A 21,509-nucleotide genomic window follows, 5' to 3' on the forward strand; every position below is an offset into this window, starting at 1 on the left:
GGGGTCGCGCCCCCTCTAGCCCGTGGGGGCGTTGACGGCAAGGCGGCGAGCGGGCACGGCCTGCGGGGCGGAGGCGGCCTTCATCACGTCTTCCTTCATGATCCGGCCATCACGGCCGGTGCCGGTTACCTGTGCGGGCGTAAGGCCCTTTTCCGCCATCAGCTTTTGCGCCGAAGGGGCGTGTTCGATGTCTTTCTTGCCCGTGGCTTCGGGGGCGGCGGCGGGCGCGGGATCCGCCTGCGGAGCGGGCGCTGCGGCGGCACCGGAGGAGCCGCCGATCACGGCAAGCTTGCCCGATGCCTCGACCGTCGTGCCCTCGGCCGCGAGGATCTCGGTCAGGACGCCGGCTGCAGGGCTGGGCACCTCGACCGAAACCTTGTCGGTTTCCAGTTCGCAGAGCATTTCATCCTGCGCGACGGTATCGCCGACCTTCTTGAACCAGGTCGACACCGTTGCCTCGGTCACGCTTTCACCCAGCGTGGGGACCATGACGTCGACGGCCTTGCCGCCCGTCTCGGAAGGGGCGGCGGCAGTGGCGGGGGCGGATGCCTTGGCCGTGGCGGCGCCTGCGCCTTCGCTCAGCGTGGCCAGAAGCGCGTTGACGCCAACGGTTTCGCCTTCGGCGGCGATGATGTCGCCCAAGGTGCCTGCGGCGGGCGAGGGAACCTCGACCGTGACCTTGTCGGTTTCCAGCTCGCAGAGCATTTCATCGACCGCAACGGCATCGCCCGGTTTCTTGAACCAGGTGGCGACGGTGGCTTCGGTGACGCTTTCGCCCAATGTGGGCACGCGGACTTCTATGGACATGGATTTACCCTTCGATGGTCAGCGCATCGTTCACGAGCGCGGTCTGTTGGGATTTGTGCTGGCTGGCCAGACCCGTGGCGGGCGAGGCACTCGCCGCGCGCCCAGCATAGCGGGGGCGGGTGTGTTTCGCACCGATGCGGGACAGGACCCATTCGATATTCGGCTCGACAAAGGACCAGGCGCCCTGGTTCTTGGGCTCTTCCTGGCACCAGACGATCTCGGCCTTCTTGAAGCGTTCGAGTTCCTTGGTCAGCGCGAGCGCCGGGAACGGATAGAATTGCTCGAGCCGCAGGAGGTAGACATCGGTCAGGCCGCGGGCGTCGCGTTCCTCGAGCAGGTCGTAATAGACCTTGCCCGAGCAGATCACGACGCGGCGGATCTTGTCGTCCTTGGCCAGAACCGTGTCGGAGTGACCCTTTTCGGCATCGTCCCACAGAACGCGATGGAAGGAGGAGCCGGTTGTGAAATCCTCGGCATCCGAGATCGCGAGCTTGTGGCGCAGGAGCGACTTGGGCGTCATCAGAACCAGCGGTTTGCGGAAGGTCCGGTGGATCTGGCGGCGCAGGATGTGGAAGTAATTGGCCGGCGTCGTGCAATTGGCCACGATCCAGTTGTCCTCGGCGCTCATCTGCAAGAAGCGTTCGAGCCGGGCGGAGGAATGTTCCGGGCCCTGGCCTTCGAAGCCGTGGGGCAGGAGCATGACGAGGCCCGACATGCGCAGCCACTTTCGTTCGCCGGAACTGATGAACTGGTCGAACATGATCTGCGCGCCATTGGCGAAATCGCCGAATTGCGCCTCCCACATCACCAGCGCGTTGGGTTCGGCGAGGGAGTAGCCGTATTCGAACCCGAGGACGGCATATTCCGACAGGGCGCTGTCGATCACCTCGTATTTCGCCTGCCCCTCGCGGATCTGGTTGAGCGGGTAATAGCGATCCTCGGTTTCCTGGTCGATCAGGCCGGAATGGCGCTGGGAGAAGGTGCCGCGCGTGCTGTCCTGACCGGCGAGGCGGACGGGATAGCCTTCGGTCAGGAGCGAGCCAAACGCCAGCGCCTCGGCGGTGGCCCAGTCGAAGCCCTTGCCCGAGGAGAACATCTCGGCCTTGGTTTCCAGAAGGCGGGCAACCGTCTTGTGCAGGTTGAACCCCTCGGGCGCGGTGGACAGTGCGCGACCGACCTCGGCCATGGTTTCGGGTTTGATGGCGGTTTCGCCGCGCTGGTAATCCTCGCCCTCGCGGTTGAGGTGGGACCAGCGCCCGTCGAGCCAATCGGCCTTGTTGGGTTTGTAATCCTTGCCGGCTTCGAACTCGGTGTTCAGGCGGGACTGGAAGGCGGCCTTCATGTCCTCGATCTCGCCCTCGGGGATCAGGCCGTCCTTGACCAGACGCTCGGTATAAAGCTGGAGCGTGGTCTTGTGGGTCTTGATCCGCTTGTACATCACCGGGTTGGTGAAGTTGGGCTCGTCGCCTTCGTTATGGCCGAAGCGGCGGTAGCAGAAGATGTCGAGCACCACGTCCTTGCCAAATTTCTGGCGGAATTCGGTGGCGACGCGGGCGGCGTGGACCACGGCTTCGGGGTCGTCGCCGTTGACGTGGAAGATGGGGGCCTCGACCATCAGGGCGATATCGGTCGGATAGGGCGAGGACCGGCTGAAATGCGGCGCGGTGGTGAAGCCGATCTGGTTGTTCACCACGATATGCATCGTGCCGCCGGTGCGGTGCCCGCGGATGCCCGACAGCTGGAAGCCTTCGGCCACGACGCCCTGACCAGCAAAGGCCGCGTCGCCGTGCAGAAGGATCGCCATCACCTTGCGGCGCTCGGTGTCGCCGATCTGGTCTTGCTTGGCGCGGACCTTGCCCAGAACCACGGGGTTCACGGCCTCGAGGTGGGAGGGGTTGGCGGTCAGCGACAGGTGGACGGTGTTGCCGTCGAATTCCCGGTCGGACGAGGCGCCGAGGTGGTATTTCACGTCGCCCGAGCCGTCGACATCCTCGGGCTTGAAGCTGCCGCCCTGAAACTCGTTGAAGATCGCGCGATAAGGTTTGCCCATCACGTTGGCCAGAACCGACAGGCGGCCCCGGTGGGGCATGCCGATGACGATTTCCTGCAGACCCAGCGCGCCGCCGCGCTTGATGATCTGCTCCATCGCGGGGATCAGCGCCTCGCCCCCATCAAGGCCGAACCGCTTGGTCCCCATGTATTTCACATGGAGGAATTTCTCGAAGCCCTCGGCCTCGACAAGCTTGTTCAGGATCGCCTTGCGCCCGTTCTGGGTGAAGGCGATTTCCTTGCCGTAGCCTTCGATCCGCTCTTTCAGCCAAGCGGCTTGTTCGGGGTCGGAGATGTGCATGTATTGCAGGGCGAAGGTGCCGCAATAGGTGCGTTTCACGATCTCGACGATCTGGCGCATGGAGGCCATCTGCAGGCCCAGGACGTTGTCGATGAAGATCGGGCGGTCCATGTCGGCTTCGGTGAAGCCGTAGGATTTGGGATCGAGTTCCGGGTGCTGGGTCTGGTCGCGCATCCCCAGCGGGTCGAGATTGGCGACCAGATGGCCGCGGATGCGGTAGGCGCGGATCAGCATGAGCGCGCGGATCGAATCTAGCACGGCGCGCTGCACCTGCGCATCGGTGACGGTCGCGCCCTTTTCCTCGGCCTTGGCCTTGATCTTGTCGCCCGCGCCCTTGATCTCGGCCGCGGCCTGCGGCCATTCACCGGTCAGCGCGGCGGTCAGCTCGTCGCCCGGCACGGGCGGCCAGTCGCGGCGCGCCCAAGAAGGGCCCTGCGCCTCGGCCTGCGCATCGGCGGCGCTGTCGCCCATGGCTGCGAAGAAGTCGCGCCAAGCCTCGTCGACCGCGTTCGGATCGCGGGCGTATTGTGCCTGAAGCTGTTCGAGATACGCCGCGTTATGCCCCTGCATGAAGGAGGAGGCGTGGAACTGGTCGTTGGAGCTCTGGTCGGTCATGGGTGCGCACCTGACTGGGGTTGAGCATCCCGGGCGGGGTCGTTCACCGCCCGGGAGAAGTGTGGGTTCGGGTCAGCCGATGGCCTTGAGCACGGCCTCGCCCAGACCTGCGGGGCTGTCTGCCACCACGATACCTGCGGCTTTCATCGCCTCGATCTTGCTTTCGGCATCACCTTTGCCGCCCGCGACGATGGCGCCGGCATGGCCCATGCGGCGGCCCGGAGGGGCGGTGCGGCCCGCGATGAAGCCGGCGGTCGGTTTCCAGCGGCCGCGCTTTTTCTCGTCGGCGAGGAACTGGGCGGCTTCTTCCTCGGCGGAGCCGCCGATTTCCCCGATCATGATGATCGAATGGGTTTCGGGGTCCGCGAGGAACATTTCCAGCACGTCGATATGTTCGGTGCCTTTGATCGGGTCGCCACCGATGCCGACGGCAGACGACTGGCCAAGGCCCACATCCGAGGTCTGCTTGACCGCTTCATAGGTGAGCGTGCCCGAGCGGGACACGACGCCGACCGAGCCGCGACGGAAGATCGAGCCGGGCATGATGCCGATCTTGCAGGCATCGGGGGTCATCACGCCGGGGCAGTTCGGCCCGATGAGACGCGATTTCGACCCTTCGAGAGCGCGCTTGACGCGCATCATGTCGAGAACCGGGATACCTTCGGTGATGCAGACGATCAGTTCCATCTCGGCGTCGATCGCCTCGAGGATGCTGTCCGCCGCGAAGGGGGGGGGAACGTAGATCGCGGTGGCGTTGGCCTGCGTGGCGTGCTTTGCCTCGTGGACCGAGTTGAAGACGGGCAGGTTCAGGTGGGTCGAGCCACCTTTTCCGGGGGTCACGCCGCCAACCATCTTGGTGCCATAGGCGATGGCCTGTTCGGAGTGGAAGGTGCCTTGGCTGCCGGTGAAGCCTTGGCAGATCACCTTGGTGTTTTCGTCGACGAGGACGGCCATCGTCTTTCTCCTTAAATCTTGTGCGGGTCGGAGGGCAGGGGCCGCTCCGAACTGGGGGATTGGGCCGCGCCCGTCCCGGCGGGGGACGGCGCGCTGTTGGGCTGGGCCTGTGCCAGATGCGTGATCATCGCCAGGACGAACAGGCCCGCGCCCAGAAGGTGCAGCGCCGACCAGATCGCGCGCCGCCTGCCGATGACAAGGGCGGGGCCGACCAGCGTGGGCTGGGCTGCTTCTGCCGCTGTCTGGGACAGGGTGGCGGGGATGGGGGTCAGGCGCATGGCGGGGGTTCCCGGTTCAGCCCTTGACCGCTTTCACGATCTTTTCCGCGGCGTCCGACAGGTTGTCGGCGGCGATGACGTTCAGGCCGGAGGCGTTGATGATCTCCTTGCCCTTTTCGACGTTCGTGCCTTCGAGGCGGACGACGAGAGGAACCTGAAGACCCACTTCCTTGACGGCGGCCACCACGCCTTCGGCGATGATGTCACAGCGCATGATGCCCCCGAAGATGTTGACGAGGATGCCCTTCACGTTCTTGTCGGACGTGATGATCTTGAAGGCCTCGGTCACCTTTTCCTTGGTGGCCGATCCGCCCACGTCGAGGAAGTTGGCCGGCTCGGAGCCGTAGAGCTTGATGATGTCCATCGTGGCCATCGCCAGACCCGCGCCGTTGACCATGCAGCCGATCTCGCCATCGAGCGCGATGTAGTTCAGGTCATATTTGGAGGCGGCCAGTTCCTTGGGGTCTTCCTCGGTCTCGTCGCGGAGCGCTGCGATATCGGCGTGGCGGTAGACCGCGTTGCCGTCGAAGCCGACCTTGGCGTCGAGCACTTTCAGGCTGCCCTCGTCGGTGACGATCAGCGGGTTGATCTCGAGCATCTCCATGTCCTTCTCGACGAAGGCTTTGTAGAGAAGACCCATCAGGGCGACGCATTCCTTGACCTGCTTGCCTTCGAGCCCGAGGGAGAAGGCGACGCGGCGGCCGTGGAAGGGCTGGTAGCCGCTGGCCGGATCGACGGAGAAGGACAGGATCTTTTCGGGGGTCGCGGCGGCGACCTCCTCGATGTCCATGCCGCCCTCGGTCGAGCAGACGAAGGAGATGCGGCTGGTCTGACGGTCGACGAGCAGAGCGAGATACATCTCGCGCTCGATGCCCGAGCCATCTTCGATGTAGATGCGGTTCACCTGCTTGCCGGCCGGGCCGGTCTGGTGGGTGACAAGGGTGCGGCCCAGCATCTTCTTGGCTTCTTCGGCGGCTTCCTCGACCGATTTGGTCAGGCGCACACCGCCCTTTTCGCCGGCATCGGCTTCCTTGAACTTGCCCTTGCCGCGTCCGCCGGCGTGGATCTGTGCCTTGACGACCCAGAGCGGCCCGTCCATCTCGCCCGCCGCGGTCTTGGCCTCTTCGGCCTTGAGAACAACGCGGCCATCGCTGACCGGTGCGCCGTATTGGCGAAGCAGGGCTTTCGCCTGGTATTCATGAATGTTCACGAAACTGTCCCGTCGTTGCTGGTGTTTGCACTGGCCTAAGCACAACCGAAGCGCGCAATAAACCGGCTTTGTGCCGCAGGACGGGGCTTTCCGGGAAAAAAGCGACATTTGTGATCACAGCCTGAAAACGTGTGATCACAAGATTTTCCTGTTAGCGGTATGCAGCGGTATGCCGGGTGCGACTCAGGCAGGTTCCGCGCCTGTCGCCCGCGCTGCGATGCGCAGCATCAACTGCGTGGCAAGGGCCATGTCCTGCACCGAGACATATTCAAGCGGCCCGTGCACGTTCTGCATCCCGGTGAAGAGATTGGGGCAGGGGACCCCCATTTCCGTCAGTCGGGAGCCATCGGTGCCGCCGCGAATGACGGCTTCGATGGGCTCATGGCCCATGTCGCGGAGCGCGTCGCGGGCGAGGTTGACGGGGGTCATGTCCTCCTCGAGCCAGTAGCGCATGTTGCGGTATTGCGGCGTGATCTGCACGTCGATCCGGGCGCGGGGTTCGGTGGCGGCGATGGCGGCGCAGACCTGGCGCACCAGATCGCCCTTGGCCGCCAGCCCGTCGCGCTCGAAATCGCGCAAGATGAGGCGCAGGACCATCTGGTCGGCGGTTCCCTTCATGTCGACGGCATGGATGAAGCCCTGCCTGTCGGCGGTGGTTTCGGGCGTCATGGTCGCCTGCGGCAGCGTTTCGACGATGCGGGAGGCGAGGTGGATGGCGTTCACCAGTTTCCCCGTCGCCTCGCCGGGATGGATCGAGACGCCGGTGACGGTGATCACGGCGAAATCGGCGGAGAAGGTTTCATAGACGATCTCACCCGCGTCGCCGCCGTCGAACGTATAGGCGAAATCGACGCCCAGATCGGCGGGCAGTTTCGGATCGACGCCGCGCCCGATTTCCTCGTCGGGGGTGAAGGCGATGCGGATCGTCGGGCGCGGCAGGTCGGGGTTGTCGATCAGATGGCGCGCAGCGGTCATGATGATGGCGATGCCGGCCTTGTCATCGGCCCCCAGAAGCGTGGTGCCCGAGGCGGTCACGAGATCCTCGCCGATCTTGGTTGCGAGATAGGGAAAATCCTCGGGCGAAAGGGTCAGGTCGGGCGCGTCGGGAAAGGTGATCGCGCCGCCGTTGTAGCCCCGGATCACGCGGGGTTTGACGCCCGTGGCGTTGAATTGGGGCGCCGTGTCGACATGGGCGAGAAAGCCGATGGTGGGGCCGGGGGCATTGCCGGGGATCGTGGCGATGACCGTACCGTAGGGTGTTTTCGTCACCTCCGCCGCGCCGATCTCGGCCAGTTCCTGCGCCATCAGGTCGAGCATCGCGTGTTGTATGGCGGTCGAGGGCTGGGCGGGGCTGTCCATGTCGGACTGGCTGTCGATGGCGGCGTAGCGGACGAGGCGGGTTTCCAGCTCGGTGTCGAAATCGCGCATGATCGGGGTCTCCTGTCGGGTTGGGGGGATGAGGGGCGCGGTCTGTGCCAGTGTCAAGCGGGGTGTTTTTTTGGTTGCTGGTCTGGGCAGCGGACCGCAGACTTTGCGGCGTTGTGCACAGGTATCGAGTGGAGGCGCGTTTCGTCATGATCCCGAGAAAGCTGGCGATGGCCGGGTGTGTTTTGGGCCTGTTTGGTGCCGAACCTGTCGCGGCAGAGGCCGATGGGTGGGCACCGATCCTTGATCAGGCGCGGCTGGGGCGGGGTCAGGCGGCCTGTTGGATCCGGGGGGAGAACAGCGCCTGCCTGATGCTGAGTTGCCGCGATGGCGGACCCTTGGAAATTGGGATGATGGCCTATGGCGGCAATTTCGGGTTGGAACCCATGCTGCCCGTTTTCATCCGCGTTGATGGTGGGCCGGTTCATGCGCTGTCGATGAATGTTCTCAGCCTGTTCGACGTGCAACATGCGGCGGTGCCCTTTGATCCGGGTCGCCATGGCGCGCTGTTGGCGGCGCTGCGCACGGGCCGGGTCGCCGAGATCGCGGTTTATGATCCGGCGTCGAACCCGCTGGCCTATACTCTGGGCAATAGGCCTGGTGCGGTCGATGCGGCCTTGGCGGGGTGCGGTGCCCCGGTTGTGGCGGGGATGGGCGGCGGCACGCCGGCGCAGGATGCGGCGCGGTTCGTGCAGATCGATCCGGGGCTTGCCCATGCCGAGGCGACGGATCTAGCGCGTGGGTTGTTGGCGGAGATGCTGGCGCAAGAACCGGGGACGGAGGTGGTGGCGAGTATTGCGTTGTTACCCGATGGGCGGCGCATCCTGGTCGCCGAGCACGGGGTCAGCACGGCAAGTTACGGGATCACGGGGGTCGGCACCTATGTCTTCACCGCCGATCCGGGCGGGCCGTTCCGGCAGGCCTATGCGACCACGGGAGTGAGCCTGTGGCTCGATCTGGCCCAGCTGTCGGAGGGGTTTCCCGATATCTGGGTGCAGAATTATCGCGGCGTGTCGCCCCCCTATGGGGTCTGGCGGCATCTCGGCGGGCGCTACCAGCACCAGCGCAACGAGCCTGCGGGTTGAGGGTCGGGCGGAAAACTGCAGTTTTCTGTCTGGAGAAACTGCAGTTTTTCCCACGTTTTCCGCGAGGAATACGCCCCCTCAGGCGCGGAACAGAACCTGTCCGCGCGGCAGGCGGTCGGGTTGGCGCGTCAGGGTCAGGCCGGCGGCATCGGCCATGGCCTCAAGCGCGGCTTGCGTCATGTGCCACGGCGGGCGGTCGGGGTGGGTGACGACGCCATCGGGTTGGCGAAGGCTTGTGTCCTCCTGCCCTTCGGGCGCGAGGAATACCGTGAACAGAAAGACGCGGGGGGCGGGCCAGCGGCGGGCGATCTGTGCGAGCGCGTGGGCTGTCTGGCCCGGCGGCAGATGGGTGAAGAGGCCGAAGGCCATGAGGTAATCGACATGGGGCGGCAGGCCGGGAAAGGCGAAATCGGCATCTTCGATCAGATGATCCTCGGGCAGGCGGTCGGGATCGGTCAGTTCCACCTCGCGCCCGCGCAGCATCAAGGCGCGGCTGGCGTCGGTGGCCCAGTAGTGGCCGGGGTCGAGGAAGGGAACCGCCTTGCAGCCCAGCCGCAGGGAGCCCGCGCCGATGTCGAGGAGGCGGTGGTGAGGTTGCAGGCCATGGGCGCGCAGAAGCGCCAGTTGCAAGCGGCCTATTTCCTCCCAGCGGCCGCCGACAATGTCGCGGTGCCGCCCGTCACGCAGCGCGCGGTCATAGAAACCGGGTTCGAGATAGGGGGAGGGGGGCCGCGTCATGGGATGCGGCGGCCCCGCATTTCGGGGGCCGCCGCGAAGATCATCAGGCGAGGCTTTCGTCGATCGCCTTGCAGGCGTCGACAAGGCCTTTCACGGCCGCGACCGAATTGTCGAACATCGCCTGTTCGTCCTTGGTCAGCTTGATCTCGACGATGCGTTCGATGCCGCCTTTGCCGATCACGGTGGGCACACCGACATACATCTTCTTCAGGCCGAATTCGCCGTCGCAATGGGCGGCGCAGGGCAGGACGCGCTTTTGGTCCTTGAGATAGGCCTCGGCCATCTCGATGGCGGAGGTGGCGGGCGCGTAGAAGGCGGAGCCGGTCTTGAGCAGGCCCACGATTTCCGCGCCGCCGTCACGCGTGCGCTGGACGATGGCGTCCATCTTTTCCTTGGTGGTCCAGCCCATCTCGATCAGGTCGGGCAGGGGGATGCCCGCGACGGTCGAGTAGCGGACCGAGGGGACCATCGTGTCGCCATGCCCGCCCAGAACGAAGGCGGTCACGTCCTTCATCGAGACATCGAATTCTTCGGCGAGGAAGTGGCGGAAGCGCGCGCTGTCGAGGACACCCGCCATGCCGCAGACCATGTGGGGCGGCAGGCCGGAGAACTTCTGCAGCGCCCAGACCATCGCGTCGAGCGGGTTGGTGATGCAGATGACGAAGGCGTCGGGGGCGTGGTCGCGGATGCCTTCGCCCACGGATTTCATGACCTTGAGGTTGATGCCCAGAAGATCGTCGCGGGACATGCCCGGCTTGCGCGGCACGCCGGCGGTGACGATGCAGACATCGGCACCCGCGATATCGGCGTAATCGTTGGTGCCCTTGAGCTTGGCGTCGAAACGTTCGGACGGTCCCGATTCGGCGATGTCGAGCGCCTTGCCCTGCGGCGTGCCTTCGGCGATGTCGAACAGGATGATGTCACCCAGTTCCTTCAGCGCGGCGAGATGGGCGAGCGTGCCCCCGATCTGCCCGGCACCGATCAGCGCAATCTTGGGTCTGGCCATGAGATTGATCTCCAAGTCCCTCGTTGATATCGGCGATGGGCGTAGCCCTGCGCCGTGGCGCGCGCAAGCCCGCCGCGCTGCGGCGCCCTGCGCCAGACGTCGCAGGCGGCGCGGGCGGCAGGGTCCAAGCCGCTGATACCCTTGGGAAAGGAGAGCCCATGCTGGAAGGATGGGTGTTTGCGCTGGCAGCCCTCGGCGCGTTTCTGGCCGGGCTGTCCAAGGGTGGATTCGGCGGATCGCTGGGCTTTGCCGGCTCTGCGATTCTCGCCATGGTGGTGGAGCCGGGGGTGGCGCTCGCGCTGATGTTGCCGGTCCTGATGGCCATCGACGTGGCCGCCGTGCGCGCCTTTTGGGGGAAATGGCACGCCCCTTCGGCCGGGGCGATCCTGACCGGGGCGCTGCCGGGTTTGGGCCTTGGCGCGGCCTTGTTCTACGTCGTGTCGGCGGATGGCATCCGGGTGATGATCGGCCTTCTGGCGGTGGGCTTCGTGGCGTTTCGCGTGGCGCTGGCCCGTGGACTGATTGCGCCACGCCCTCAGGGATTCGACCGGCGCAAGGGTTGGATCGCGGGAACGGCCGTGGGGTTCACAAGTTTCGTGGCCCATGCCGGCGGGCCACCCTTTTCCGTGTTCATGCTGGGGCAGGGCGGGATCGGCAAGACGCAGTATCACGCGACATCGGTGATCGTTTTCTGGATCGTGAATGCGCTCAAGGCCGCGATTTACAGCATGATGGGCCTGTTCACCCTGTCGCTTCTGGGATGGAGTGCGGCGCTGATCCCCTTTGCGCTTTTGGGGGCCTTTGCCGGGGTCCGGGCGCATCAGGTCATTCCCGAGCGGGCGTTTTTCGCTGTTGCCTATGTCGCGCTGGTGCTGACCGGTTTGAAACTGTTGTGGGACGGCCTGACCTGAACGCGACTTGGTGGTCGGGTGGTTTTCTTGCGCTGAAAGGCTTCGTGACGAAATTTTTTTGCTGCGACGCGGCGGGATCATCTTGCTTTCGCGGCAAAGTTGTGGTCCCCCATGCCGTCAAAGCCCCGTGCTAGACCAAAGCCAAGGAGATGTCCCTTGACCCTTCGCGCCCGCCCCTACCGCTCCGTCCTGTATATTCCTGGCTCGCGCGACCGTGCGCTGGAAAAGGCCAAGGAGCTGCCCGCCGATGCGATCATTTTCGACCTCGAGGATGCAGTCGCGGTCGAGGAAAAGGGGAATGCCCGTGCGCTTCTGGCCGAGCGGCTGGCCGAGGGGGGCTACGGCAACCGGGCGCAGATCGTGCGGATCAATGGCATGGACACGCCATGGGGCGAAGATGACCTGGCCGCGATGATGGAGATCGGGCCGGAGGCGGTCTTGTTGCCCAAGGTCGCATCGGCGGCGGATGTGGCGGCGGTTGCGGCAAGGCTCGATGCCCATCCCAAGACTGCGGGCACGCAGATCTGGGCCATGATGGAGAGCCCTGTGGGTATCCTGAACGCCGCCGAGATCGCCCGCGCGCCGCGCATGGCGGGGTTCGTTATGGGCACGAACGATCTGGCCAAGGATCTGGGCTGCCGCACGCGGGGCGCGATGCACACGGCGTTGCAGCATTGCCTGTTGGCGGCGCGGGCGGCGGGCATCGTCTGTGTCGACGGGGTCTACAACGCGTTTCGCGACGAGGAAGGGCTGGCGCGCGAATGCGCGGAGGGGCGCGATTTCGGCTTCGACGGCAAGACGTTGATCCATCCGGCGCAGATCGCCATTGCAAATGCCGCCTTTGCCCCGTCGGAGGCCGAGATCGAACTGGCGCGTCGCCAGATCGCCGCTTACGAAGAGGCGCTGGCGCGCGGTGAGGGCGTCGCGGTTGTCGACGGGCAAATCGTCGAGAATCTCCATGTGGACACGGCACGCGCCACGCTGGCCAAGGCGGGCGCCATCGCCGGGCAGGAGGCTGCGTGATGGGCTATATTCTTCTGATCCTCGGGATCGCGCTGTTCGCGGGGGGGCATTGGGTCAAGAGGCTGGCCCCCGAAAAGCGGGCGGCATGGGGCGACAAGGGCAAGGGCATCCTGTCGGTCGTGATGCTGGCCGGTGTCGTGCTGATGGTGGTGGGCTACCGGAACGCGGGGTTCGTCAACGTCTGGGTGCCGCCCGCCTTCATGATACATATCGCGAACCTCTTGGTGCTGATCGGGTTCTGGTTTTTTGCGCTGTCGTCGATCAACGGGACGATGGCGGCGCGGGTGCGGCACAAGCAGTTGACCGGTGTGAAATCCTGGGCGGTGGCGCATTTGCTGGTGAACGGCGATCTGGCCTCGATCATCCTGTTCGGGGGTATGCTGGCTTGGGCGGTGGTGTCGGTCATCCTGATCAACAAGGCGCAGCGGACATGGGAACGGCCTGCCAATGTCAGCGTGGCCAAGGATGCCATCGCGTTCGGTGTCGGTGCGGTTCTTTATGGCATCGTCGCCGCGATCCACACCTGGCTTGGTTACTATCCCTTCCCGATGTGAGGCTGGAATGAAGATCTATCGCCTGCTGACCGAGGATGACACCTCGGCCTTTTGCCACAAGGTGTCCGAGGCGTTGTCCAAGGGATGGGAACTGCACGGCAGCCCGGTGATGTCCTTTGACGCCGGGCGCGGCGTGATGCGCTGCGGTCAGGCGGTGACCAAGGAGATCCAGACCCCGTATAGCCCCGACATGAAGCTGGGGCAGCAATAGATGGCGGGAACCAAGACGAATCCCGGCCGGTTTTTCGAGGATTACCGGCTGGACGAGGTGATCGAGCATGCCGTGCCGCGCACGGTGTCGGGCGGCGAGCGCGCGCTCTACCACGCGCTCTACCCGGCCCGGCATGCGCTGTATTCTTCGGATGACTTCGCGCGGTCCTGCGGTCTGACGGCAAGCCCCGTGGATGACATGATCACCTTTCACACGGTCTTCGGCAAATCGGTGCCTGACGTCTCGCTGAATGCGGTGGCGAACCTTGGCTATGCGGAAGGGCGGTTCCATCGCCCCGTCTGGCCCGGTGACACGCTTCGTGCCTCGTCGCGGGTGATCGGGCTGAAGCAGAATTCCAATGGCAAGACGGGCGTGGTCTATGTCCGCACCGAAGGGCGCAACCAGCGTGGCGAGACGGTGCTGGACTATGTGCGCTGGGTCATGGTGCGCAAAGGCGACGAGGCCGCCCCCGCGCCCGAGACCGTGGTGCCGGAGCTGGCCAAGGTCGTGGACCCCGCCACGCTGATCCTGCCCGAGGGGCTGGATTTCAGCCGCTATGACCTGACGCTGGCGGGCGAGCCGCATCGTCTGGGCGATTACGCGGTGGGCGAGGTGATCGACCATGTCGATGGCGTGACAATCGAGGAAGCCGAACACATGATGGCCACACGGTTGTGGCAGAACACGTCGAAAACCCATTTCGACGTGACCCCGCGCGCCGACCGGCGGCGGCTGATCTATGGCGGGCATGTCATGTCGATGGCCCGCGCGCTGAGCTTCAACGGTCTGGCCAATGCGCAGATGATCGTCGCGATCAACGGCGGTAGCCATGCGAATCCCTGTTTCGCGGGCGATACGCTGCGCGCCTGGTCCGAGGTGCTGGAGACCGCGCCAACGGCAGCCCCCGGCGTCGGTGCGATCCGGCTGCGGTTGGTGGCCGTCAAGGAAGACGGACGGGCGGGCGAGCTGAAGGATGCGGAGGGCAAATACCTGCCGCATGTGTTGCTCGACCTCGATTACTGGGCGCTGATGCCTGTGTGATCGCGCGGTGCGGATTTTGTGATCACGGATTTGAAAACTGTGATCACAAAGCACCGATCTGCGGCGTTTGGACCCAAGATCAGGCGCGGAATCTGCAATCGTTGCACGTGACAGCGTGGCAAAACCCGCTATTCATCTGGAAAGACAACCGCCAGACCTTTGAGAACAACCGGAAGGGTCCAAGCCATGGCCGACGTGAACCGGGGAAACCGGCCACTTTCCCCTCATTTGACGATCTACCGTCCGCAGCTGAATTCCATCACCTCGATCTTCGTGCGCATCACCGGCAACGGGTTGATCGTGGGCGCGATCGCCGTCGTGTGGTGGTTGATGGCCGCGGCCAGCGGCGCCGCCTATTTCGACATGATCGACGGGCTGGTCACGTCTGTCCTTGGCGACATCGTGATGGCGCTGTCGGTTCTGGCGCTGTGGTATCATGCGCTGGGTGGTGTGCGGCACCTGATCTGGGATACGGGCCGGGCGCTGGACGTGGAAACCTCGGACAAGTTGGGCTGGGGCATGATCATCGGGTCGGTGGTCTTGACCGCCCTGACCCTGATCGCGATCTGAGGAGGCGGCACGATGGCATATGTAACCGACCGCAAACGCGTCGAAGGTCTGGGTTCGGCCAAGACCGGCACGGAACAACACTGGACGATGACCGTCACGTCGGTCGCGCTCCTGATCCTGACGCCCTTTTTCCTGTGGATCATCGGTGGCCTTCTGGGACAACCGCACGAGGCGGTCGTGGCCTCGTTGTCGCGGCCGGTTCCGGCGCTGATCGTCGGGGCTTTCCTTGTCGTCGGGCTTCACCACATGCGTCTGGGCATGCAGGTGCTGATCGAGGATTACACGCGCGGCCTGAGCCGCAAGATCGGCCTGATCGCAACGACCATCCTGTGCTACGCGCTGGCCGCGGGCGGGGTCGTGGCGCTGGCGCAGATTGCACTTTGAGGACGAAATGAAAGACACCGTTTCCCCGAGCTACGATCTGAATACCCACAGCTACGACGTGGTCGTGGTGGGCGCCGGCGGCGCTGGCCTGCGCGCCACGCTTGGCATGGCTGAACAGGGTCTCAAGACGGCCTGCATTTCCAAGGTGTTCCCGACGCGCAGCCACACCGTTGCCGCGCAAGGCGGCATCGCGGCCAGCCTTGGCAACATGGGGCCCGACCATTGGCACTGGCACATGTACGACACCGTGAAGGGGTCGGACTGGCTGGGCGATACCGACGCGATGGAATACCTCGCCCGTGAAGCGCCCAAGGCGGTTTACGAGCTGGAACATTACGGCGTCCCGTTCTCGCGCACCGAGGATGGCAAGATTTACCAGCGCCCGTTCGGTGGCCACACCACGCAATTCGGCGAAGGCCCGCCGGTGCAGCGCACCTGTGCCGCCGCCGACCGGACCGGCCACGCGATCCTGCACACGCTCTATGGCCAGTCGCTCAAGAACAACGCGGAATTCTACATCGAGTATTTCGCGACCGACCTTCTGATGAACGACGAAGGGCATTGCGTCGGCGTCGTGGCCTGGAAGCTCGACGATGGCACGATGCATGTGTTCCGCGCCAAGATGGTCGTTTTGGCGACCGGTGGCTATGGCCGCGCCTATTTCTCGGCCACCTCGGCCCATACCTGCACCGGCGATGGTGGCGGCATGGTCGCGCGGCAGGGGCTGCCGTTGCAGGACATGGAATTCGTGCAGTTCCACCCGACCGGCATCTATGGCGCGGGCTGTCTGATCACCGAAGGTGCGCGCGGCGAAGGCGGCTACCTGACCAATTCCGAGGGCGAGCGGTTCATGGAACGCTACGCGCCCACCTACAAGGATCTGGCGTCGCGCGACGTGGTTTCGCGCTGCATGACGATGGAAATCCGTGAGGGTCGCGGCGTGGGCAAGGAGGGGGATCACATCCACCTGCACCTGAACCACCTGCCGCCCGAAACGCTGGCGCTGCGCCTGCCGGGCATTTCCGAAAGCGCCAAGATCTTTGCGGGCGTCGACGTGACCAAGGAACCGATCCCGGTTCTGCCCACGGTCCATTACAACATGGGCGGTATCCCCACGAATTACTGGGGCGAGGTGTTGAACCCGACCGCCAAGGATCCCGATGCCATCGTGCCGGGCCTGATGGCCGTGGGCGAGGCAGGCTGTGCGAGCGTGCATGGCGCGAACCGTCTGGGCTCCAACAGCCTGATCGACCTTGTCGTCTTTGGCCGTGCCGCCGCGATCAAGGCGGGGCAGATCGTCGATCCCGACAGCGCGGTGCCGGATGTGCCGAAAGCCTCGCTCGATTTCGCGATCTCGCGGTTCGACGATATCCGGCATGCCTCGGGCAACACCTCGACCGCCGAACTGCGGCTGGAGATGCAGAAAACGATGCAGGCCGATGCCGCCGTGTTCCGCACCGACAAGACGCTGGCCGAGGGTGTCGAAAAGATGAAGGGCGTGGCCTCCAAGATGGACGATATCAAGGTGACGGACCGGTCGATGATCTGGAATTCGGACCTGATGGAAACGCTGGAACTGACCAACCTGATGCCCAATGCGATGGCGACCATCGTATCGGCCGAGGCGCGCAAGGAAAGCCGGGGGGCCCATGCCCACGAGGATTATCCCGACCGCGACGACGTGGAATGGCGCAAGCATTCGCTGGCGACCGTCGACGGCGCGCAGGTGGACCTGTCCTATCGCCCGGTGCATCTGAACCCGCTGATGGGCCATAACGAGGGCGGTATCGACCTCGAGCGCATCAAGCCGAAAGCGAGGGTCTATTGATCCGCATGCTGGCCGTATCCGCCCTGCTGCCGCTTGTGTTGGCCGCCTGCGGGCCGGTCAGCACCACGCGCGCCTACGAGCAATGCAGCGAGCAGGCGCGGCTTGCAGAACGTCCGCGGGGGTCGGTCGGGATCGGGGCCGGAACGGGCGGGGTGTCATCCTCGTTCGATCTGACCGTGACGAGCGACTTCCTGCGCGGGCGTGACCCTTACGTTGTCTATGACACCTGTTTTCGCAGACTCACCGGCGCGGGCCCGACGCGGCCCCTGATCCTGTGACGATCTTCTGACCCGGAGGACATGATCCATGGTCGAACTGACGCTTCCCAAGAATTCCCGCATCCGCACGGGCAAGACATGGCCCAAACCCGAAGGCGCGACCAATCTGCGCAAGTTTCAGATCTATCGCTGGAACCCCGATGACGGGGAAAACCCGCGCGTCGACACCTATTGGGTCGACATGGACAGCTGCGGCCCGATGGTTCTGGACGCGCTGATCAAGATCAAGAACGAGATCGACCCCACGCTGACCTTCCGCCGGTCCTGCCGCGAGGGGATCTGCGGGTCCTGCGCGATGAACATCGACGGGATCAACACGCTGGCCTGCATCTACGGCATGGACGAGATCAAGGGCGACGTGAAGATCTACCCGCTGCCGCATATGCCGGTGATCAAGGACCTGATCCCGGACCTCACGCATTTCTATGCCCAGCACGCCTCGATCATGCCGTGGCTGGAAACCAAGACCCAGCGGCCCGAAAAGGAATGGCGCCAGTCGATCGAGGATCGCAAAAAGCTCGACGGGCTTTATGAATGCGTGATGTGCGCGTCCTGTTCGACGTCCTGCCCCAGCTATTGGTGGAACGGCGACCGCTACCTTGGGCCGGCGGCGCTCCTTCATGCCTATCGCTGGATCATCGACAGCCGTGACGAGGCGACGGGCGAGCGGTTGGATGATCTGGAAGATCCCTTCAAGCTTTACCGCTGCCACACGATCATGAATTGCGCGAAGACCTGCCCCAAGGGTCTGAACCCGGCCAAGGCCATCGCGGAAATCAAGAAGATGATGGTGGAACGCCAACTCTGAGGTCTTCGGGCCTGTAGCGGACCCCTTGCAAAACCCCGCCCCTGACCGGGCGGGGTTTTCCGTTGCGCCACCCGCAGAGGGGCCATGCACGAACACGGGATGTAGAGAAGCGCCCGAGCCCCTAGCTTGGATCCGAGGGAGACAGAAACCGTCACGGAGACATCCCCATGGCCGAGCAGCCGAAAACCCCCGCCCTCGATCCCGACGAAGCCTTGCGTCTCTTGGACGAGGCTTGGGCCTATTTCACCCCGGGCCCGCGCCCGGCACCACAGGCACATCCCTACGAGGACCTGCCGCTGGCTGCCTGAGCCCCGGAAATCCGCATTGGCTGGGGTCCGATCATGCTATCCTCTCCGGGCATCCGGGGAGGGTCGCGCATGTCAGGGATTGTGAATCTGCTGGTCGGCACCACGAAGGGGGCCTTCATCCTGTCCCGAAAGGCCGAGAATTGGTCGGTCAGTGGCCCGCATTGCGCCGGCTGGTCGATCAACCACATGGCGGCCGATCCCGTGTCCGGCATGATCTGGGCGGGTGGCGGTGGTGACTGGTGGGGTGCAGGTGTCTGGCGGTCGGGCGATGGCGGCCAGACTTGGGCGCTGGCCAAACTGTCGTCGGGTCAGATGGATCACTGGGCAGCCAAGGATCCCGACTTTGCCGCGATGATCGAGTGGCAGGACGTTCCCGCGCCCTTCGGGGACACGCTCCATTCCATCTGGTCGCTGCATCACGCACATGGGGTGCTATGGGCCGGGGCCAAGCCCGCCACCCTGCTGCAAAGCCGCGATGGCGGGGCGACATGGACCGCCAACGAGGCGCTGGCCACGTTTCCGGGGCGCGAGGATTGGAACGGCGGGGCGGCTGGCCTGACGCTGCACACCATCGTCACGGCGCCCGAGGATGCGCGCAAGATCTGGCTGGGAATTTCGGCGGCGGGCGTCTTCGCTTCCGAAGATGGCGGCGCAAGCTGGGAAAGGCGCAACCGGCTGTCAAATGCCGCCGCCTGCGACGGCCACGATCACCCCGCGGCCCCGCGCGGGGGCGAAACCGGGCATTGCGTGCACAACATGGTGCGCGCGCCGGGGTCCGACCTGCTCTATCAGCAAAATCACCACGGCGTCTGGCGATCGCGCGACGGCGGGCGGCATTGGGATGACATCACCGAAGGCCTGCCCTCCACCTTCGGATTTCCCGTGGCGGTCCATCCGTATGATCCGCTGATGCTGTGGACCTTGCCTTTGAACGGCGACAGCGCGGGCCGCTATCCGCCGGGCGCAAGCGCCGCGGTCTGGCGGTCGCAGGATGGCGGCGCCACATGGACTGCGCAGCGCGATGGCCTGCCGCAATCGGCCTGTTTCTTTACCGTGCTGCGGCAGGCGATGACGACCGACGATACCGCTGCAGGCGGCGTGTATTTCGGAACCAACACGGGCTCCGTCTTTGCCAGCGCGGATGCGGGCGAGACATGGAACGAGATCGCCCGCCACTTGCCCACGATCCTGTCCGTCGAGGCGGTGCGGATGACCTGATCCTTGCGCCGGGTTGCGACATGACCGCGGCACGCTAGACTGCTCGATGACCCCGAAAGTGGATTTCAGCCTTGGATTTTTATAGCCTCGACCCTGTGATTGCCGGGCTGACGCTTGCCTTTCTGGCCGGGCTGTCGGTTCCCTTGGGTGCAACGCTTGCACGTTTTGAACGCATCCATCCCGATTGGCTCGAGACAGAGCTGCGCCATTCGGTCGTGGCCTTCGGTGGTGGCGCATTATTGTCCGCTGTGGCGCTGGTGTTGATCCCCGAGGCGGTCGAGCGGGGTACGCCCCAGTTGGTGCTGGGCTGTTTTCTCGGGGGCGGTCTGGTGTTTTTCGCGGTGGACCGGATGCTCGCGGCGATCGGGGGGCGGGTGGCGCAGTTTCTGGCAATGATGCTCGATTACCTGCCGGAGGCCATGGCGCTGGGTGCGCTGATCACGGCAGATCCGGGCGTGGCCTTGGTGACGGCGGGGCTGATCGCGGTGCAGAATCTGCCCGAAGGCTTCGGCGCTTGGCGCGAGATGGCGGCTGACAGCCATCTGCCACGACGGCGGTTGGTCCTGCTTTTCGCGATGGTTGCCCCTTTGGGGCCTGTCGCGGCGGCGGTGGGCCTGTTTTTACTGGCTGACCAGCCCGCGATCTTGGCCGCTGTCATGGCCTTCGCCTCGGGCGGGATCGTCTACCTGCTGTTTCAGGACATTGCCCCGCAAGCGCATCTCGACAAAGCCTATGCGCCCGCGCTTGGCTCGGTCATGGGGTTCGCGCTGGGGCTGGCCGGTCACATGGCCATGACCTGATGCCGGTCGCGTTTCAGCTGCGCAGCATCCCCACGATGTCGTAGGTCTGTGCGAGGATCGGCGCTGCGATCTCGCGCGCACGCTGGGCCCCGCGGCCGAGGATGCGGTCGATCTCGGCGGGGTCGGCCATCAGGCGCGACATCTCGGTCGTGATAGGGGAAAGCTTGTCGACCGCGAGATCGGCCAGCGCCATCTTGAAATGCCCAAAAAGCGCGCCCTGATGCTGGTCGAGCACGGCCTGCGGGCTGATATCGGCCAGTGCCGCGTAGATGTTCACCAGATTGCGCGCCTCGGGTCGGGCATCGAGCCCCGCCAACGCCTCGGGCAGAGGATCGGGGTCGGTCTTGGCCTTGCGGATTTTCTTGGCGATATCGTCGGCTCTGTCGGTCAGATTGATGCGCGTCTTGTCGGACGGGTCGGACTTGGACATCTTTTTTGTCCCGTCCTGAAGGTTCATCACACGGGTTGCCGCCCCTTCGATCACGGGTTCGGTGATGGGGAAGAATTCCTGCCCGTAATCGTGGTTGAACTTGGCCGCGATGTCGCGGGTCAGTTCCAGATGCTGTTTCTGATCCTCGCCCACGGGCACATGGGTCGCGTGATAGATCAGGATATCGGCGGCCATCAGCGCAGGGTATGCGAACAGCCCCAGCGAGGCGGCCTCGGCGTTCTTGCCGGCCTTGTCCTTCCATTGGGTCATGCGGCCCATCCAGCCCATCCGCGCGACGCAGTTGAAAATCCACGCCAGTTGCGCGTGTTCGGGAACCTGGGATTGGTTGAAGAGGATGGATTTTTCCGGGTCGATCCCGACGGCGATGAAGCCCGCGCACAATTCACGCGTGTTGCGGCGCAGCGTTTCGGGATCGTGCAGGGTGGCCGTGATCGCGTGCAAATCCACCATGCAGTAGATCGTCTGGTGGGTGCCCGCATCCTGCATGGTCACGAAGCGCTTCATCGCGCCAAGGTAATTGCCCAGCGTCAGCCCGCCCGAGGGCTGGATGCCCGAGAATACGCGCGGTGCGAAATGCGGTGCCGTCATGATCGTGCCCCTTGGCCTGCCTGTGGCCTGGCCGCCTCTGGCCAAGTGCCGCCGCATCGCTTACCCAC

Annotated in this window: 22 protein-coding genes and 1 pseudogene; 14 read left to right on the forward strand and 9 right to left on the reverse strand. The window is 64.7% G+C overall.

What is annotated here, in order from left to right:
• Positions 1-24: 24 nt before the first annotated feature.
• The 6 genes and pseudogenes from QQK63_RS11820 to pepT form a co-directional block, all read right to left on the reverse strand.
• Positions 25-807 (reverse strand): annotated as a pseudogene (locus QQK63_RS11820) (biotin/lipoyl-containing protein); the annotation flags it as partial.
• A gap of 4 nt (positions 808-811) precedes the next feature.
• Entirely contained in the window at positions 812-3,772 is a 2,961-nt protein-coding gene (locus QQK63_RS11825) for a 2-oxoglutarate dehydrogenase E1 component (protein WP_277824365.1), read from the reverse strand.
• 72 nt (positions 3,773-3,844) lie between these two features.
• Positions 3,845-4,726: a succinate--CoA ligase subunit alpha gene (gene sucD, locus QQK63_RS11830; RefSeq protein WP_277824363.1), complete on the reverse strand. Its 882-nt coding sequence runs from the start codon at positions 4,724-4,726 to the stop codon at positions 3,845-3,847.
• Between the two features lie 11 nt (positions 4,727-4,737).
• Positions 4,738-5,004, reverse strand: a complete 267-nt coding sequence (locus QQK63_RS11835; RefSeq protein ID WP_277824361.1) for a hypothetical protein — start codon at positions 5,002-5,004, stop codon at positions 4,738-4,740.
• Positions 5,005-5,020: 16 nt separating this feature from the next.
• Entirely contained in the window at positions 5,021-6,214 is a 1,194-nt protein-coding gene (sucC, locus tag QQK63_RS11840) for an ADP-forming succinate--CoA ligase subunit beta (protein WP_277824360.1), read from the reverse strand.
• Between the two features lie 183 nt (positions 6,215-6,397).
• On the reverse strand, positions 6,398-7,642 hold the full coding sequence (pepT, locus tag QQK63_RS11845; protein ID WP_277824358.1) for a peptidase T: 1,245 nt from the start codon (positions 7,640-7,642) through the stop codon (positions 6,398-6,400).
• A gap of 146 nt (positions 7,643-7,788) precedes the next feature.
• On the opposite strand from pepT, the gene QQK63_RS11850 reads away from it, so the two are divergent.
• Positions 7,789-8,724 carry a hypothetical protein gene (locus QQK63_RS11850; protein WP_277824356.1) on the forward strand — a complete coding sequence of 312 codons (936 nt, stop codon included), beginning with the start codon at positions 7,789-7,791 and terminating at the stop codon, positions 8,722-8,724.
• A 78-nt stretch (positions 8,725-8,802) separates the two neighbouring features.
• On the opposite strand, the gene QQK63_RS11855 is transcribed toward QQK63_RS11850, so the two are convergent.
• Both QQK63_RS11855 and mdh read right to left on the reverse strand, forming a co-directional pair.
• Entirely contained in the window at positions 8,803-9,462 is a 660-nt protein-coding gene (locus QQK63_RS11855; RefSeq protein WP_277824354.1) for a class I SAM-dependent methyltransferase, read from the reverse strand.
• Positions 9,463-9,505: 43 nt separating this feature from the next.
• Complete coding sequence (gene mdh, locus QQK63_RS11860) at positions 9,506-10,468, reverse strand: malate dehydrogenase (protein WP_277824352.1); 963 nt, start codon at positions 10,466-10,468, stop codon at positions 9,506-9,508.
• A 158-nt stretch (positions 10,469-10,626) separates the two neighbouring features.
• On the opposite strand from mdh, the gene QQK63_RS11865 reads away from it, so the two are divergent.
• The 13 genes from QQK63_RS11865 (at position 10,627) to QQK63_RS11925 (ending at position 20,402) form a co-directional block, all read left to right on the forward strand.
• The gene (locus QQK63_RS11865) at positions 10,627-11,379 is read left to right on the forward strand and encodes a sulfite exporter TauE/SafE family protein (RefSeq protein ID WP_277824350.1); all 753 of its coding nucleotides are present in this window, start codon (positions 10,627-10,629) and stop codon (positions 11,377-11,379) included.
• 111 nt (positions 11,380-11,490) lie between these two features.
• On the forward strand, positions 11,491-12,402 hold the full coding sequence (locus QQK63_RS11870; RefSeq protein WP_377133551.1) for an HpcH/HpaI aldolase/citrate lyase family protein: 912 nt from the start codon (positions 11,491-11,493) through the stop codon (positions 12,400-12,402).
• On the forward strand, positions 12,402-12,956 hold the full coding sequence (locus tag QQK63_RS11875; protein WP_277824346.1) for an NnrU family protein: 555 nt from the start codon (positions 12,402-12,404) through the stop codon (positions 12,954-12,956). Before QQK63_RS11870 ends, QQK63_RS11875 begins: the two co-directional genes overlap by 1 nt.
• Before the next feature lie 7 nt (positions 12,957-12,963).
• Positions 12,964-13,167: a DUF1737 domain-containing protein gene (locus tag QQK63_RS11880; RefSeq protein WP_277824343.1), complete on the forward strand. Its 204-nt coding sequence runs from the start codon at positions 12,964-12,966 to the stop codon at positions 13,165-13,167.
• Entirely contained in the window at positions 13,168-14,208 is a 1,041-nt protein-coding gene (locus QQK63_RS11885; protein WP_277824341.1) for a MaoC family dehydratase, read from the forward strand.
• Positions 14,209-14,394: 186 nt separating this feature from the next.
• Entirely contained in the window at positions 14,395-14,778 is a 384-nt protein-coding gene (sdhC, locus tag QQK63_RS11890) for a succinate dehydrogenase, cytochrome b556 subunit (RefSeq protein ID WP_277824339.1), read from the forward strand.
• Between the two features lie 12 nt (positions 14,779-14,790).
• Entirely contained in the window at positions 14,791-15,162 is a 372-nt protein-coding gene (gene sdhD / locus QQK63_RS11895; RefSeq protein WP_277824337.1) for a succinate dehydrogenase, hydrophobic membrane anchor protein, read from the forward strand.
• A gap of 7 nt (positions 15,163-15,169) precedes the next feature.
• Entirely contained in the window at positions 15,170-16,990 is a 1,821-nt protein-coding gene (gene sdhA, locus QQK63_RS11900; protein WP_277824335.1) for a succinate dehydrogenase flavoprotein subunit, read from the forward strand.
• Between the two features lie 5 nt (positions 16,991-16,995).
• Complete coding sequence (locus QQK63_RS11905) at positions 16,996-17,268, forward strand: hypothetical protein (RefSeq protein WP_277824333.1); 273 nt, start codon at positions 16,996-16,998, stop codon at positions 17,266-17,268.
• Positions 17,269-17,296: 28 nt separating this feature from the next.
• Positions 17,297-18,076: a succinate dehydrogenase iron-sulfur subunit gene (locus QQK63_RS11910; RefSeq protein ID WP_277824331.1), complete on the forward strand. Its 780-nt coding sequence runs from the start codon at positions 17,297-17,299 to the stop codon at positions 18,074-18,076.
• 167 nt (positions 18,077-18,243) lie between these two features.
• On the forward strand, positions 18,244-18,384 hold the full coding sequence (locus tag QQK63_RS11915; protein WP_277824329.1) for a hypothetical protein: 141 nt from the start codon (positions 18,244-18,246) through the stop codon (positions 18,382-18,384).
• 69 nt (positions 18,385-18,453) lie between these two features.
• A complete protein-coding gene (locus QQK63_RS11920; protein ID WP_277824327.1) occupies positions 18,454-19,602 on the forward strand; it encodes a WD40/YVTN/BNR-like repeat-containing protein in 1,149 nt (382 codons plus the stop codon).
• Positions 19,603-19,673: 71 nt separating this feature from the next.
• Complete coding sequence (locus QQK63_RS11925; RefSeq protein ID WP_277824325.1) at positions 19,674-20,402, forward strand: ZIP family metal transporter; 729 nt, start codon at positions 19,674-19,676, stop codon at positions 20,400-20,402.
• A gap of 13 nt (positions 20,403-20,415) precedes the next feature.
• Here QQK63_RS11925 and trpS read toward each other — a convergent pair whose 3' ends face one another.
• Positions 20,416-21,441: a tryptophan--tRNA ligase gene (gene trpS, locus QQK63_RS11930; protein ID WP_277824323.1), complete on the reverse strand. Its 1,026-nt coding sequence runs from the start codon at positions 21,439-21,441 to the stop codon at positions 20,416-20,418.
• Between the last annotated feature and the right edge of the window lie 68 nt (positions 21,442-21,509).

The sequence above is a fragment of the Roseicyclus marinus genome, assembly GCF_030163795.1.
Lineage (GTDB): Bacteria > Pseudomonadota > Alphaproteobacteria > Rhodobacterales > Rhodobacteraceae > Roseicyclus > Roseicyclus marinus.

Excerpts from the sequence above, each read along its gene's own strand:
- QQK63_RS11825 (WP_277824365.1), bottom strand. The coding sequence starts at position 3,772 with ATGACCGACCAGAGCTCCAACGACCAGTTCCACGCCTCCTCCTTCATG.
- sucD (WP_277824363.1), bottom strand. The coding sequence starts at position 4,726 with ATGGCCGTCCTCGTCGACGAAAACACCAAGGTGATCTGCCAAGGCTTC.
- QQK63_RS11835 (WP_277824361.1), bottom strand. The coding sequence starts at position 5,004 with ATGCGCCTGACCCCCATCCCCGCCACCCTGTCCCAGACAGCGGCAGAA.
- pepT (WP_277824358.1), bottom strand. The coding sequence starts at position 7,642 with ATGCGCGATTTCGACACCGAGCTGGAAACCCGCCTCGTCCGCTACGCC.
- QQK63_RS11850 (WP_277824356.1), top strand. The coding sequence starts at position 7,789 with ATGATCCCGAGAAAGCTGGCGATGGCCGGGTGTGTTTTGGGCCTGTTT.
- QQK63_RS11855 (WP_277824354.1), bottom strand. The coding sequence starts at position 9,462 with ATGACGCGGCCCCCCTCCCCCTATCTCGAACCCGGTTTCTATGACCGC.
- mdh (WP_277824352.1), bottom strand. The coding sequence starts at position 10,468 with ATGGCCAGACCCAAGATTGCGCTGATCGGTGCCGGGCAGATCGGGGGC.
- QQK63_RS11865 (WP_277824350.1), top strand. The coding sequence starts at position 10,627 with ATGCTGGAAGGATGGGTGTTTGCGCTGGCAGCCCTCGGCGCGTTTCTG.
- QQK63_RS11870 (WP_377133551.1), top strand. The coding sequence starts at position 11,491 with ATGCCGTCAAAGCCCCGTGCTAGACCAAAGCCAAGGAGATGTCCCTTG.
- QQK63_RS11875 (WP_277824346.1), top strand. The coding sequence starts at position 12,402 with ATGGGCTATATTCTTCTGATCCTCGGGATCGCGCTGTTCGCGGGGGGG.
- QQK63_RS11880 (WP_277824343.1), top strand. The coding sequence starts at position 12,964 with ATGAAGATCTATCGCCTGCTGACCGAGGATGACACCTCGGCCTTTTGC.
- QQK63_RS11885 (WP_277824341.1), top strand. The coding sequence starts at position 13,168 with ATGGCGGGAACCAAGACGAATCCCGGCCGGTTTTTCGAGGATTACCGG.
- sdhC (WP_277824339.1), top strand. The coding sequence starts at position 14,395 with ATGGCCGACGTGAACCGGGGAAACCGGCCACTTTCCCCTCATTTGACG.
- sdhD (WP_277824337.1), top strand. The coding sequence starts at position 14,791 with ATGGCATATGTAACCGACCGCAAACGCGTCGAAGGTCTGGGTTCGGCC.
- sdhA (WP_277824335.1), top strand. The coding sequence starts at position 15,170 with ATGAAAGACACCGTTTCCCCGAGCTACGATCTGAATACCCACAGCTAC.
- QQK63_RS11905 (WP_277824333.1), top strand. The coding sequence starts at position 16,996 with ATGCTGGCCGTATCCGCCCTGCTGCCGCTTGTGTTGGCCGCCTGCGGG.
- QQK63_RS11910 (WP_277824331.1), top strand. The coding sequence starts at position 17,297 with ATGGTCGAACTGACGCTTCCCAAGAATTCCCGCATCCGCACGGGCAAG.
- QQK63_RS11915 (WP_277824329.1), top strand. The coding sequence starts at position 18,244 with ATGGCCGAGCAGCCGAAAACCCCCGCCCTCGATCCCGACGAAGCCTTG.
- QQK63_RS11920 (WP_277824327.1), top strand. The coding sequence starts at position 18,454 with ATGTCAGGGATTGTGAATCTGCTGGTCGGCACCACGAAGGGGGCCTTC.
- trpS (WP_277824323.1), bottom strand. The coding sequence starts at position 21,441 with ATGACGGCACCGCATTTCGCACCGCGCGTATTCTCGGGCATCCAGCCC.